This is a genomic window from Novosphingobium beihaiense (genome assembly GCF_022832375.1).
GTDB classification, from domain to species: Bacteria; Pseudomonadota; Alphaproteobacteria; order Sphingomonadales; family Sphingomonadaceae; genus Novosphingobium; species Novosphingobium beihaiensis.
On the sequence record NZ_JALHLG010000006.1, the window covers coordinates 1 to 15,743 of the forward strand.

The following is a 15,743-nucleotide window of genomic DNA, read 5'->3' on the forward strand; positions in this document are numbered from 1 at the left end:
ACCGAGGACTGGAACCTCGCCTTCATCGACCGTCAGGCCGTCGCGCGCAGCGGCGGAAAACCGCGCAGCCGCAGCAGGACCGGGATAGCCGGTGGCGACGACCGGCTGTGGCAAGCCCGGCTGGACCAGTTCACCGCACAGCTGGGCGATCTCGACACTCTCGATCCCGCCTCTCTGCAAACGGCGTTCGAGCGCCTGCCCCCGGCAGGGCTCCTCCCCGGGTACATGTTCGACCCGTTCTTGCGCAAGCAGCACTTCTTTCCCGGCGGCTTCGAGGTTACCGCCGTGCCTGTCCCGTATAGCAATCTCGATCTTGCGCTGGCGGAATGCGCGGGCCTTGCCCCAATCGATCGCGGCGATCCGGACGCGGTGGAACTGCTTGTTCCCGTGCCGGACGAATTCTACGAGCCGCGCCTGCTGCAAGTGGAAGTGCCTGACCCGCGCTTCGGCATCGCCATCCGCGAATTGCGCGATGCCCGCACCGAAGCGCTTATCCAGCGGCAGATGGCGCGGCGGCGCCATGACCGGCTGCTGGAGACAGTGACCGGTCAGGTGCAGGGCTGGCCCGATTCCGATCTGCCGCTCGAAGAAAACAGCCCCAGCCCGCATGTGCAAGTGCCGGTGGAAGTCACCCGGACGCGGCGTTTTCAGGAAAACAGCGCCAAGCGCTCGCACGAACTCCTGCGCGCCCATGCCACGCTCGTCGTATCGAGCGGAGACCTGATCTGGTTCTGGGTGCGCATTCACGATGCCTCGAACATGACCGGGCTCTCGCTCCGGCTCGGTCACGAACGCCAGACCGATGGCGCCCCGAAATTCACCAAGGGCGTCTACTGGGGGGCTCCCGATGTCATGCCAATCGCTGCGGATGGCGGCGGAAGCGCGCGCCGGGCCGGTGATCTGCCCGATGCGGGTGGCTGGGTGCGCCTTGAAGTGCCTGCGGAATTCGCATGGGATGCCAATGGCGGATCGCTGGCGGGCTTTGCGATCGATTCCGTGGAATTCACCCAGCGTGGCGGTGATGTCGAGTGGGCCTCCTTCGGCAAGCTCGACAGGCTGGGGCGGATCTATTCCTACCTTGCAGACGATGCCCCGGCCGGATCAACGCTGACAGTCGACCAATCGCAGGCCACATGGCCATGGCACACCGTCGAAGGCCGCGAAGGTTTTTCGGTGCCCGATTTCGGAACCATGCTGGCTGGCAATGTCCGGCGCGCGGCCGCGCTCGACGCATTCCGTTCCCAGTGGAACCAGCCATTCCTCGCTGGCGACATCGCCGCCGTGGACGAAGATGGCATCGGCGCCTTCCTGGCTTCGGTCGATGCGCGGCTCAAGGCCACCAACGATGCGGTCGATCTCGGCTTCGTCAGGGCCCGTTCGGACATCTACCGCGTCCGCCAGATCATGCTGGGCGCCGATGCCGCATCCCGCCTCGTCACGTCCCCTGCCCTTGCCGACCTCGCCGTTCGGGACGAAGGCGCGCGCGCGACGAGCGAGAAGATCGGCAGCTTCCTCGAACGCGCGACCACGCGCGGCGCCGGTGCGGGCGCCTTCGACATCCTGACGAAAGATGGCGCATCGGCCTCCCCCAGCGTGGGCGTCTTCACGCCCAAGGTGATGACGCTCAATATCGAGAACCTGGCGCTCGCGGCCCGGAAGCCGGCCCCTGCCCCGGCACCGAAACCTGCCGCGGCGGCACCGTTCACGGCATTGGCGCCGATGATGATTTCCACGCCAATGTTCATGTCCACGGCCACGCCAGCCCCGCGCCGGGCGGCGTCCCCTGCACCGGTCAAGGCTCGCAGCGCCCTCTCGTCAGGCACGTTCCTGTCCAGCAATCTGCTGCGCGCCGAGGCATTCAGGCCCACCAGGAGCATCCCTGCCGCCGCGCTCGACCTGCGCGCTGATCGTTACACAGATCGCTACAAGGCCATCGATATTCAGCGCCAGACGCCCGTCGCGGGACTGGTCGAACGCACGGTGAGCGTGGCCGAGCGCCTCAAGCCGCAACCCGCCGTCCAGGCCCTGCACTATGCCATCGGCAGCAAGGCCGCCGTCATCCGGACGTTGGAAGGACTTTCCGGGCGCCTGACCGGACGCCCCACAGGCATCGCGCTGGGAGATATTCCGATTGCCGGGTTCCGCCACAAGACCAGCCAGTCGCGCATTCCCACGCTCGATGAACTGCTGGCCGACCAGCATGCGGGCTCGAAGAACTTCATCGATCTGGACACCATGCCGGCCTCACAGGAAGGCAAGCACGAAGCGGACTATTTCTCGCTCGCCGTGGAGGCCATCGACAATTCCATCGCGATCATGCGTCTTGTCGAAGGACGGGTCGCCTTGTTCGAGGAACTGGCGAAGTCACTGCGCCAGTTGCAGGACGACATTCTGGAGGCCGCAGATAGCGCGGGCGTCTACCTGCGGCAGATCGATACCGACGTGGCGGAACTGCGCCACGATCTGGGAACGGCGGAACGGCTGCGTGACGAGGATGAGGCCCGCGCCGCCGCGATCAACGATCGCCGGGGCCAGATCCTGACCGGACAGGTAAAAGGCATCGCCTGGCGCCGCCGGCGCTACGCGGATATCCACGACGAAGTGCCGGTGGCGCCGTGCGCGTCAGGGCTGGCCGAAACGCCGCTTGTCGCCTGCCGCCGCGACCATCCGGACATTCCCGAGGAAGTGCATGAATACGTGCAATTGCTGCGGGAAGTGCCGGTCTCATGGTTCCCCCGCATGGCCGCGATGGTCGATCGCATAGACCGGCTGGAACCAGTCAGGCGCACGATCGAAATGGTCCGCGAACGCGCCACCCTAGCCCGCAAGTTCGCGCCGCTTCCCGCCGTTTCCGGCCAGCAGGTGTTCCTCAGGAGCGTCCAGCAGGCATTGATGATCGGGCGCCGCAAGATCGAGAGCCGCCGGACCGCGATATCGGCCCTCAGCTTCGCCGCCATGCCCCGTCTGACGCTGGCCGAGGCGCAAAGCCAGGTGAAGGCGATGGCGACGCTGGGAGACCTCATCACCGGCACGCACAGCAAGCCGGTGATCACGCGCGCCGCCACCGAACTGCTCGAAGCCATCGCCGCGACCGGAGGCTGCCTGCAGGACAGCTTCGGCGACGTGCCGCCCATCGTCCGGCTGGCATGGGCGGAAATGCTGTCCGAATTCGATCAGCCCGCTCCCCTGCAATCGCTGGCGGCCCTGCCGCGCTGGGCGGAAGTTCCGGCGGAACTGCGGCGCGCACTTCAAGGTTTTGTCGATTTCCTGTTCGCGCAGATCGACACCGGCAACGAAGACGCGCGCGATGCGATCAACGAATATGTCCGCGTCTGCCTGCTGATGGCAGCCCATGCGCCGGTCGACCGGATCATTCCGGCCCGGCTGGTCGAACCGGCACCGGCCCGCATCGGCGGACGGCTTTCGCTCGCGCTCGATATCACGCGTGTGCGCAAGGGCATGCTGGCGCTCGTGCGGGACGACCGCGACCGGATCGTCTCCCAGGCCGTGGTCGAAGACATCGCCAGCGGCGTTGCCCAGGCCCGCATAACCAAGCTCCATGCCGCCATCACCACCATCGTCCCGGCCATGCGCATAGAGCTGGCCGGGATGAAAGCGCGCTAGGGCGGCATAGCGATGGCCGTTTCCGTTCATCGTCTGGTCCATCGGGGCGCAGCGCGAGACACGGTGCGGGACCGGATTGCGCTCGAAGACGCCTTCCAAACGGCCTTGCCGCAGGACGGACGGCTGGTGCTGATCCGCAAGCTGACGGTGCGCGGGCAAGTCGCCAGCCCCCACCACCGGCAGGAAGCCGTCCGGCGCGGATGGATCGAAGCCGTGGCGGGAAGCGTGCACGCCGCATCCACCTTCGCGCAGCAAGCCAACTGCGTGTGGTTCGCCAGCCGCGCGGAAGCCGAAGCTATCCTGTTGCGCAAGCTTCTGTCCGGCGAGAGCGTTGAGGGATGGTTCTGGGCGCTCGCTGTCCCCGGCTGGCATGGCTATGCGCTGGATGACTGGCTTTCCCGGCGGATTGCCCTGTACCTGCGGGAACAGGACCACTCTGCCCTGGCAAGGGCCGCGCAGACCTGCATCGAAGCCGGACGCAGCGGCGCTTTCGTTGCCGCGGCAGACCATGCCCTGCGCCCCCAAGTCACGGCCTCTGCCTTCAGCGAAGCCCCCTCGCATTCACACACGGGCAGCGCAGATCCGGCGAGCGAGGACTTGACCTGCGAAAGCGCTGCGGCAGTGCAGCGCATCGCCGGGCGGCTGCAGCATACCGTTCTGACACCCGCATGGATCGACGTGCTGCACCGGCTCGAATACGCCGATCTGCCCTCTGCCGCGTACCGCGAACTCTCGCTGGCGCTCCTGCAGGAGCGCATCCGCCGTGCCTCTCCCGCCCTCGTGCTGGCACCGCAACGCTTGTGCCAAGTCGCGCAGAGACTGGCAGAGATTGCCGCCGGGCGCCTTGTCCCGGCGTCCCCTCGTCCGGATACGGACGCGCACCCCGGCATTCCTGCCGCCGGGATCATGCCGGAACAGGCAAGCCCACACACAGCGCCCCATGACAGGCAGCTACCCGGGCGCAGCGAAACGGCTCCCCCTCCTGTTCCGGCCACAAGCCGGGAAGCACAGTCTTCTCATGCCATGCCGCCCGAAACAGCAGAGCCCGCGCCGGTCCTGGCGGAGAGGATGGAAAGCGGCCACGCGGGCTTGTGGCTTATCGTCCCCTCGCTGATCCGTCTCGGCTTTCGCTCATGGCTGAGCACGCATCCCGGCCTGCTCGGCGACGACCCCGGGCGCCGTCTCGTTCAGGCCATTGCCCGCCATCACCGCGTGCTTCCCGCAGATCCCGCCCTCGCAGTCCTAGTCATGGCGCCGGAAGAAGACGAGCCGCCGGTCTGGATTGGATGGTGGCGAACCGGTCTGGACCGCTGGCTTCGCCGCACCGCGCGGCGGCGGACGCATGACCTCATCGCGCGTCCCGGGCGGGTGTTCGTGGGCGAAGACCGGCTCGACATCCGCTTTTCGCGCGATGCTGCCGACATTCGCCTGCGCCGCCTCGCGCTCGATAGTGATCCGGGATGGACCGACTGGCTGGGGCTGTCTCTCCACTTCCACTTCGGCGGGGGCGAAGCGCCGTGAACAAGCCCCACACCTTCGCGGATCAGGACACCCTTGTTACCCGGGCGCTCTCCCGCCTCTCCGGCTTGCTTGACGACGGGGCATGGCAACCGAAATTCCTGCCCTTCGAAGGCGAGCGCTTCCGCGAACTCTCAGCCCGCCTCGGACTGACGGCAGGCGAGGAACTGGCCGTCGCATTGCTCTATGCCGTCGAATCCGATCCCGGCGTTGCGCGGACCGTGGCGCAGATCCAGTCTCCGGTGGCCTCCGCATGTTGCCTGTCCGGCCTTGCCGCCTCGCTGTTTGCACAGGAAGGCCTGACCGTGCCCGCGCTCTGGGCCGGGCGGGCCACAAGGGCCGGGCTCATCGTCTGGGGGGACGAAGAGGCCCCCCTGCCCGAACGCACGCTCCACATGCCGCCCTGGCTTGCCGCCGCGCTCAACGGTCTGGTGGCGCTGCCTCCCGGCGTCGCCGAACCGGCCCAGCCCGAAGTGCGCATTGCCAGACGCACGGCAGAGGCCTTTGCCCGGATCGCACGGGACCACCTCACGAAGGCCGGTTGCCTGCATCCTGCGCTGCTCGTCATTCGCGGCCAGTGCCCGGCAGAAGTGGCAGCCTTCGCCGCCGTGGCCGCAGCCGCGGCCGGGCGCGTGCCGCTGATGCTGGAAAATGCCGAAGCGCCCGGCCTTGCCGCCTGGCTCGAACTGACGCGCGGACTGCCGATCGTCGCGCGCGAGGCAGGCCCAGGCGATCCGATCGGCCTTGACGGCACGGACCGGATCGACACGCCGCTCATTCTGGCGGCATCGCCCGACGGGCAAGTGACAAGCGGGCGGCCGAAGCGCGAATACCGCATCGCCATCCCCGATGCCCGGGAACGGCGCGAACTGTGGCAGTCCTGGGGGCTTGAACCGGACCTCGCGGGCAAGATCGCCTCACGCTACCGGCAGTCCACGGGCCGCATCGCCGAAATCGGCCGCGCGCTCGAACACGGCGGGGCAGGCGCATCGATCGGGGACGTGACCGCGATTATGGCCCGTGGCGGCGGGCGGATCGATGCGCTGGCCCGGCTTTCCCCTGCCATGGTCGCACGCGAGGACATCGTGCTGCCGCCGCAACTCGCCCGTGCGCTAGACCAGTTGCGGGACCGTATCCTCATGCGCAACGGACTGGCGAACGGCCTCGGCCATACGCTTGCCGCGCGATACAAGCCGGGCGTGCGGGCGTTGTTCAGCGGAGAGTCCGGCACGGGCAAGACGCTGGCGGCACATTGGCTTGCGGCAGAGGCTGGCCTGCCGCTTTACCGCGTCGATCTCTCGGCCATGACCAGCAAGTGGATTGGCGAGACCGAAAAGAACATTTCGAACCTGCTCGATACAGCCGAACAAGGCGATGTCCTGCTGTTCTTCGACGAGGCGGATTCGCTGTTCGGAAGCCGCACCGACGTATCCGATGCCCATGACCGCTACGCCAATTCGCAGACCAACTTCCTGCTCCAGCGGATCGAGGATTACACCGGCGTTGCCATTCTCGCCACCAACAGCCGGGAACGCTTCGACGCGGCCTTTGCCCGCAGGCTGGACATGGTGCTGGAATTCCCGCTGCCGGATTCGGCCGCGCGGCGCCTGCTCTGGGACCGGCATCTGGGGGATGGTCATGCCGCGCAGAAGGAATGGCTCGATGCCGTCGCGGCCACGGTCGATCTTGCAGGCGGGCACATCCGCAACGTGGTTCTGGCCGCCGCCGCCAGAGCGCGCGCGGGAGAACGCGCGATGGACAACGGGGATCTGGGCGCTGCCATCGAAGAGGAATACGCCAAGCTCGGCCGCACGGCGCCGCCGCTTCCGCCATGCTGAGCCCTCGCCACATGCCAGCCCGGCGTGTGGCACCGGAGCCGCAGCCGGTCCATCGGCGGCGCCCTTCCCGCCCGGCGCCGGCGCGCCACGATGCGATTTCGGAGACGGGTGGAGGCGCGCGGGCAAGCGCCTATACCTCGCTCGTCCGGCAACCCCCCGAACATGAAGCAGCGCGGGAGGAGATACCAAGGCTCGACGCACTACCAGCGCTGGCAGCAACGCCGGAAACCCCGCCTGAGCACCCCGAACGCGATGCCCGCGCGGATACGCCGGACAGCGATGCCCCTGCAACCGGCACGGAAACCGCCCCGAACCAACCCGAGATGCAGGCGGCGCAGGAAGCCGTTTCCGCCGAAATGGGAGGCGAAGGAGGCGAAGGCTCCGAAGAAGCGGAATCGCCCGCATCCCCCGGCAACGGCGGTTCATCGCAGCACCGGCGAAGGCGCTCCGGGAGGGCAGACGACACCGAGGAAAACGGCAGGCCCGCGGGCTCAGCGCCCGTACCGCTGCCGCACACGGGCAAACCTCCACTGCCTGCAGATCCGCTCCGGATCGAGCTGCGCGTGCCCGATTTCAAAGCCGCCACGGATCTGCCCCCCGCCGCCGAGCAGGCCGACGGGCAAGACGCACAGCCCGCAAAACCCGACCCACGGCAGGCCCAGGCTGCCTATGCCGAAGCCGTCCGGTTCGGGAAGTCGTTCTATCAGGAGCTCGTCGGCGCTGCGCGCGACATAAGGGCCGAAGCCTTGCGCGAAGCCCGGCAGGCGCATGCGAGGCTGGATGCCGATCTGGCACTGGCCCTCCAGATTCTGGCCGGGACGCTCTCCAAACGGCTCGCCTCCAACGACCAGTCCCGCGAAACGGCGCTGGCGAGGCTGGAAGCGAGCGCCACATCCCTGCGCCGCCGGATCCGGCATGCCGCGCGGGTCGCCTTCGGCCGCCTCACGGCCATGAAGGGCACCTATGACCGCGAGACGGCGGGACCACGCGGCAAGCGTACCTCCATGCCGGGCAAGGTCAGCGACGCGATGTTCGACAACATGGTGGCCCGCTGGGACGCCGAAGACGAAATCGACAGCTTCATCGAAACCCCCGGAAGCTACCTCAGCGACAGTGACTTTTCCGATGAGGGGCGTGGCCGCTGGGAGACCAAGGCCATGCGTGAAGCCGCAGTCGAATTCGTCGTGCCTTACGCGAGGGCGGACAAGACCGCGATCGGCAAGCGCGAGGACGTGCTCTACGACCGTCTTTCACCACTGGCCGATTGCCTGCCCTGTCAGCTCGACACCGCGTTCATGACACTGGACGCACGGATGGACTACCTGATGGTCGCAGGCCCCCGGTCCGTCGCGAATGCCCGGAAAGGCGCGATCGCCAGGGTTGACGATCTCGTCGAGCAGATGCGGATCACGATCGAGGAAGCCCATTCCTCCACAGCGCGGCAACTGGTCGAACAGCACGACAGCACGCGCGATATGCTGATCGAAATGGCAAAGCTCGAACAGACCGGGGCGGCCAGCCAGATCGAGGCTGGGACGCAGCGGACCGTCGAAGGGCTGACCGCGATTGCCGCAAGCCAGACGCGCGGCATCGACGCCGCCCACGCCGAGCTGGCCGATGGCGCGGAGCAACCAGCAGGGATCTACGCAACCTCGGTCATGGCTGGGGCGGCAAAACTCAAGTCGAACATCCGGGGCATGACGAAAGCCTATCCCGAACCCCAGCGCGAACAGATACGCAAGGCCGAGGCTCTGCGCGGGGGGCAACGGCGGGCCGCCCAGCAGCAGCGCGACAAGGCCCTGCGCGATTTCGACGATGCCCTGGCCGCCAGCATTCGCCAGACCTACGATCAGATCGATTCTTCCATCGCGGCCGAATTCCAGCGCATGGCCAGCGTGCCGCGGCAGGTCCGCTCGACGTGCGATGACGCGCTCGCCCGTGCCGAGGAAGCCCGCGTCAACGATGTCAACAACCTCACGCGCGCGGTGAACGATCTCGATACCCGCGTCGATGCCACCATTGCGGGCACTGCCGCGCGCACGAACAATGACAACAACAATCAGAGATCGGGCGATGCTGCGGAGACCACCCCGGCCCCGCCCTCCGCCGGAGCGGATAGTGCTGGAACGGGGGAAAGGATGCCCCCGCCCGAGAGCTGTGCCGGGTGCCAGCAGGAGGAAGGCGAAACCCCTGCCCAGCGCCCGGCAGCACAGGGCACGGGAGATTCGCAGGCGGGGGGCAATGGCGAGGGCGATGCTCCGCAACAGACCCAGGCACCGGACGGCACTTCGGGCCAGGGCGACAATTACGTCTCCTCCCCCGACTTCCGCCGGTATGCAGGCCAGGTCAAGACCGATCCGGCGGAAGGCAACGCCGTGGCGGCCTTCATCACGAAAGTGCAGACGCAAGTCGGCAAAGTCCTGACGACCCGGCAGGATGGCTGTCACGATGCCCTCACCTATTCCTGGCGCAAGCCCGATGTGAACGGCCTGATGCGGTCACTGCGGGGCCTCACGCCGACCTCTGGCAAGGCGCTGGAAGAAGTGTACGAGCACGGCAGCCTGCGTTCGGACATCAACAGCAAGTTCGACGACATGTACAACTGGACGCTCTCGGCGCCGAGCACTGTCCGGTACAACCGCAATGCCGCGCTCCAGGCCCTCAACGGCAATGTTGGCGGCGCCGCGCTCAACGAATTGCGCGCCTCGATCAACTACTCGAACGAGGATTCGCGGATCCGCGAGATCATGCAGAGCCTTACGCCAGCCCAGCTCAGAAACCTGCCGGACTCTGAACTCGACGCCATCGCGGCCGATCTCGATGGCGAGAATCTGGAGCGCTTCAACGCCCTGCGCCGGGGTGACGGGGGCATGGAACGGGCGATCACGCTTCGCAACGACATCAACAGCGCCAACGCCCGCTACGGAACCCAGCGCGGCCGGGACATCCAGGAAGCCATAGCCAAGGCCCGGACAACAGGCGGCCTCGCGATAGAGGGTGATCCCAATCGCGCGATGGCCGACATCTTCGGGCTCGAACATCCAGACGTGGTGGCCGGCAGACGCGATGCGCAATGGCGCAGCACGCTGGAGAACTTCGCCAACTTGCGCCAGGTCCAGAGCCGCCTGCACTATCAGAGCGCCGACACCGACCCCACCGGGATGGCGCCCCAGCTCTCCGACGAGCAGCGCCGGACCCGCTACCGCGAACCCTTCCGCCACGACGAAGACTTCGCCGAGGGCAAGACCAACCGGGAACTGGAAAACGTCATGCTGCGCTTTGCCGTGGCCGACCGCTATTACGGCGGCCGCAGGCGTGGGCCAGCGACCAGCCGCCCCCCGCCACCGGGCTATCACGGCGAGAGCAGCGGCATCGCCGACCGGCCGGGGCGTCTGCCCCCCGACATGGTGAACTGGATCGAGCAGACCATCCGCCATGGCCCGGACAGCACGGAAGAGCGCGGTGCGCGCCTGCTGGTCGAATTCAACCGCGCCGAGGCACGCGGATCGGCCGAGCGCCTGGACAAGACCATACATATCGGCAGCGCCGATGCCGTGGCGGGGGGTGGATATGCCCGGCGCGATACGGCTGCAGCGCAAGAAGAACGCGACCGGGTTCTGGTTCAGTTCGCCCGGTACCGTGCGGAACTGCGCGGGGAAGAGCCGATGGTCGGTCCGATCGATCCGGCCAGCGTGACCGCCGATCTGCAAACGCGCTTCTCCACGGCGCTGCGGAACGATCCCCATGCCCGGGCGCTGGCGCTCGGCATTATCGGCGGCGAACAGGGCGATGCCATCGCAGCGATGGAATATTCGATCGACCGCGGGGACAAGGCCATCGCGCTGCGATACCTGCGCCGCATGGACCGGCGTCAGATCGACGCCATGATGGCCGAGTACGACCGCCGCCATCCGGGCGGCCCGAGCCTCTACGAGCGTCTCGGGCTGTTTCGCCATCACGGCATGGGCGCCGCCTTTTCCGGCGACGATGCGCTCGAACTCGAAATCGCGGTCATGGGCGTCCCGCAGAACGACCGGGAAAGCGCAGAAGTCGCGCTGCGGCGGATGGATCAGCAGATCGAGCATTCGACCGGCGCGGGCCAGTCCGTTGCCGCTGACGAATTCTCCCGCCTGCAGGCCAACCGGGACGAACTGCGCCGGGTGATGGGCATTACCGCCACCGACATCGACGGCCTCGGCCGCATCCGCCTTGTCGATGACGATGGCAACGCCGTCCAGCTTGGCAATTTCAATGCCGACGGCAGTTTCCGGGCTACGCCGGGCGCCAGCATGGCGCAGTTCCAGCGCGCGGTGACGCTGGGCCAGATCACCGCCGAGAATTTTACCCATGCGGTCGATGAGGCGGCGAACTTCCTGACCACGATGCTGGCCGTGGTCGCGGCGGTCGTCATCACTATCGCGACGGCAGGCGCGGCCTCGATCCTGCTGCCGATGCTTCTGACCGCGGCCATCGGACTGGCGGGCGTGGGCATGACCTGGGCCCTGAAAGGAGGACGCTACAGCCGGGACGACCTGACGCGGGATCTTGCCAACGTGGCCGTGCAGACGCTGGTCGCCGGGGTCGGTGCTGCCGCCGGTCTCTACATGCGGGCAGGCGCGATGGGCGGCCGCGCGGTGACGACGATGATGGGCCGCCTCTCCATGGCCGAAGGCAAGCTTGCGGCGCAGCTGGGCATGAAGGAACTGGCCAAGCTTACGCTCAGGCAGGAACTGATGCTGGGGGCGCTGACCGGCGTTGTCGGCAATGTCGGCGGCGCCATGGCCGATCCCCGGGCATGGCGGGAGGGGCGCGTCGGCGACGAGATCTGGCATGGCATGGCGCGCGGCGCCGTGAGCGGCATGATCGGCAGTGCGGCCATGCGCCCCTTATCCCGGCTCGGGCAGGATGCCTCGCTGGCACAGCAGATCGGCGCGCGGGCCATGCTCAACGGGGTGAGCAATTCGGCGACCAAAGCCTGGGATCTGGTCTACGATACCAATCGCGGGACATACCGGGGCAGCCTTGAAGACGCGCTGGGAGAGATCGGCACGGCTGGAGCGACCGGCCTGATCCAGGGCGGCCTCGAAGCAGGCGGGGAACGCTTCGGCCAACGCAGCGGCATCGCGGGTGCCTTGCAGAACAACCGGACCGATGCCGACCGCCCGGCGGCGCCCCACGCCGCTGCTTCATCCCGCCCGGACGCGGAGACGCCCCCGCCGCCCGCCGCCGAGCTTCCCGACACCGCGAAGACAACACCGCCGCGCGGCATGGGCATCGATGAGGACGGCGCGCTCGTCCCCCATGCGCTCATGCACGATGATGATGGCCCCGGCCTGCGCACCGGCGATCGCGAAAGGCCCGCCGGGCGCAGGCCGCTGCCGAAACCGGCCAACGACAATCCGGGCGGGCGCCCGCACCAGATCGCGGCCCTTTCCGATTTCGACATGGTCTCCATGCCCAAGGCAATGGAAGGCGCGGTCTTCGTCCACCCCGACAGCACCGACCTGATGGCCGCGAACGACAATTTCGGGCGGCTGATCAATGCCGATCCCAGCCGCGAGGTTGCGGTGCACTTCAATCCGGTGACCGGCGAATATGTCGTGATCCAGGGCGGCCCGAACTCGGTGGCGATCATCCGGCCTGGCGGCGAGCTTTCCGGGCCCGGCGCCGCCGGGCGGATCGTGTCCGTGGACGGCGTTCCCGATCCCAGAGGGCACTGGATCGTCCATTCGCACTACCATCCCAACCGGCCCGGAGAAACCGGCACGGCCCTTCTGCGCCGTCTGCCCAGCGGCTTTGCCGGCGACTTCGGCGTGATCCATTTCGAATCCGTCGGTCTTGGGCTCGGAGACCGCCGCTCGCGCATCTATTTCAGTGACGAGGGAAGCGTCGCCTATACCGACTTCGGGGTCACCCCCGGCCACCCGGAAGGCAAATACTGGATCGACTTTCCCAGCCCGCGCACCGGGGAGCGGGTCCGCCGCCGTTTCCACACGCCCGAGGAATACGGCTCCTTCGTCAAGACGGTGCGCGCCGATCCGGATGCCGCGATATCTCCGCGCCAGGGCGGACTGCATACCGCCGATGCCAGTGAACCCGCAGCCCTGCGGCGCGGCTCCACCGAGACCGCCCTCTCCTCCGCCGACCGCCGGTCGATCCGCGATCTTGCAAGCGCCGTCGAAGGTCTTGGCGAACATCGCCGCGCAGTCGACATCCTGCGCGAGAACGGCGCCGCTGCCAGCACGATAGAAGAAGCGCGGCGATGGATCGGCGAAGCGGAAGCATCGACACGCTCGATGGTCGAGGCGATGGGACTGGTGGGCGAACCGCAATCGATGGACCGCCTGCATCACATCATGAATGACACGGCAATGGCCCCGGAATTGCGCCAGGCGATTGGCGATGCCGTGGTTTCGGCAACCCGCGAGCACTTGATCCGCTCCGGCCAACTGGCGCACGACGAACCGCTGATGCTGCTGTTCCACGGCGCGCCGATGGGCCGCGCGCGATCGATGGCCGAAGGCGGGATCGATCTGGCGCGCGTCGGTTCGGGCCATGAGGACGACTTCGGTGCCGGGCTCTATCTGACTTCCGGCGTGGCCAATGCTGAGAAATACGCCGCGAAATTCGGCCGGGAACGCGGCGCGATTTTTCCCTTCATGATGCGCCGCCGGGACATGGGTCAGGTCGTGGACGTGCGCCCCGGCGGCCCCCACCGCGCGCAATGGGAAGCCTTCGTCTCCGCCAACGTCGACATGTTCGCGGAAGGCATCGTGACGCCACGCATGGCACAGGCCATGCTGGCCGGACGCGAGCCTGCCTTCGCCGATCTGGATGGCTTCGGCAACCGCGGCCAGGTCTTCGAGGCCTTTCTCGCGCATCTCTCCGCCACGACGGGCGATCCCGCGCTCGCCCGGCCCGATCTCGTGCTGGGCGAACTGGGCGGCCCGTTCACCACCGGCGTCGGGCATGGCGACCAGCAGGCAGCGCGCACGGGCGTGGTGGCCGATGTGCTCAACAGCCAGATGGGCAGCCGCGCCGTGCCTGCAAGTCCGTCCGGCGAACTGGCCCATCCCGGCGCACTGCGCCATGACGATGCCGAAGGCGCGTCTCTCCCTGCCGAAGACGGGGATGCCGCATTGCCCCGTCAAGTCGATGAAGATGTCGACCGGGCTTTCGCCGCGACGTTCGACCAATCCATCCCTGCGGAAACTCCGGCACAGGCGCAACAGCGAGCGGCGCGCGAAGAGGCCCGGTCACAGGCAACGGCCGACGCGATCGACACGGCGGTGCGGCAATTCATCGCGGCCGACGGTCCGGCCCCTGCCGCTCGGTCCAGGGCACGGGTGCTGCGCAAGATTATCGGCGCGGCGCCGCAAGCATCGCACGCGATCCTGCATGCGCTGACTTCAGGCACGGCGGAAGGCGGCGGGCGGGTGCTCAGCGCCCGGCAGGAGGCCAGCCTCATTCACGAATTGACGGCCGGTGGAATGCCGCAGGCGCTGGCTGCACGCTATGCCAAGGCATTCGGGCATATCATGGATGCCGCCGGTCCGTTGCACCAAGCGATTGCCACGGCGGCCGAGCGGGCGGCATGGGGCGATTCCCTCGGCGGGTTGCAGCAGCGCGCGGAGTCCGCTCTCGACCGGCGGCTCCTGCTGCTCGCCGCACGGCAGTTCTCCTACCGGGAAGGCCGCGAATCCGCAGGGCCGCGATTCAAAGAAGTCTTCCGCAGGGACGAACGGGCCGTGATGGACTTCCTTGCCAGCACTGCCCCCATGCGCGAACGGCTGAACGCCTTCAGGCGCGCCCGCCGGATCGCCGGCGCATCGCCGGAAGACGTGACGCGCGATGTCGAATCGCTGGTGGGCGCGCTGAAAGACGCCGGACTGCAGGAAACGATCGACCACTGGCAACAGCGATACCGGGATGCGGGGATCACTGCCGGCAATCTCGACCAGATCGCCCGCGATCATCCCGAAGTGCTGCTGATGACGGCCCACGCCTCCCCCGATCAACTCGCGGAGTTCATGGCTCGCCGGATCACGGAACTGCTGCCCGAGAAGGCAGCGGGCAACCGTGACATAGACGCCCTTGAATTCGTCGCTTCGTTTCAGCGCGGTCAGCAGACCGGCAAACGCTCGCTGGCGAGCGAACTGGAGGCGGTGCGTATGCTCTGCGGTGTCCCCTTGAGCGAAGCGGAAAGCGCCGGTCCGGCCATGACACTCCTGAAATCCGATGCCGTTGCCGGAGGAGCGACGAACCGCGGAGGCCTCGACATCGTGGGTTTCCAGACCCTTCCAGGCGGTGCGGACGGTGAAACGATTCTGCAGGTAGTGGTCGTGGACGACAAGGCGGTCAATGCCGAAACGCTCGACAGTGTCTCTGCTCTCACCGACAGCCGGCTGGCTATCAACCTGTTGCTCGCCGCTGTCGAAATCAGGCGCCGCGTCGCGGCTTTGCCTTCAGGCGGCACTCCGGAAATGCAATCCTTCGCCCAGGATGCCCAAATCGCCTCGGCACAGATGCTGGCGGCGTCGGCAGAGTTACGGAAACTCACAATCCCTCCCGTCACGGACGAGGCGGCCATGCAGGTCTATCACGAAGACGTCGCCCGGATCATGCAGGAGCATCATATTTCGCAGGTCATCACCAGCGAATACGGCTCTATCACCCGGCTCAAGGAATGGATGACCCGGCAGGGTATCCAGACCTACCCGGAATATCTCCGCTGGCTCGCTCGCAGGCAGCGCGGACAATAGG

The 15,743-nt window shown here is 67.4% G+C and carries 4 protein-coding genes; all 4 read left to right on the forward strand.

Annotated elements, in window-relative coordinates:
• A partial coding sequence (locus tag MTR66_RS06715) for a hypothetical protein (RefSeq protein ID WP_243919002.1) occupies nt 1-3,624 on the forward strand: 3,624 nt, incomplete at its 5' end.
• A gap of 12 nt (nt 3,625-3,636) precedes the next feature.
• Nucleotides 3,637-5,145 (forward strand): hypothetical protein, encoded by a 1,509-nt coding sequence (locus tag MTR66_RS06720; protein ID WP_243919004.1) that lies wholly within the window; start codon nt 3,637-3,639, stop codon nt 5,143-5,145.
• The gene (locus MTR66_RS21335) at nt 5,142-6,980 is read left to right on the forward strand and encodes an ATP-binding protein (RefSeq protein ID WP_243919005.1); all 1,839 of its coding nucleotides are present in this window, start codon (nt 5,142-5,144) and stop codon (nt 6,978-6,980) included. The genes MTR66_RS06720 and MTR66_RS21335 overlap by 4 nt, the downstream gene beginning before the upstream one ends.
• Nucleotides 6,981-6,991: 11 nt before the next feature.
• Nucleotides 6,992-15,742 carry a hypothetical protein gene (locus MTR66_RS06730; protein WP_243919006.1) on the forward strand — a complete coding sequence of 2,917 codons (8,751 nt, stop codon included), beginning with the start codon at nt 6,992-6,994 and terminating at the stop codon, nt 15,740-15,742.
• Nucleotide 15,743: the final 1 nt, after the last annotated feature.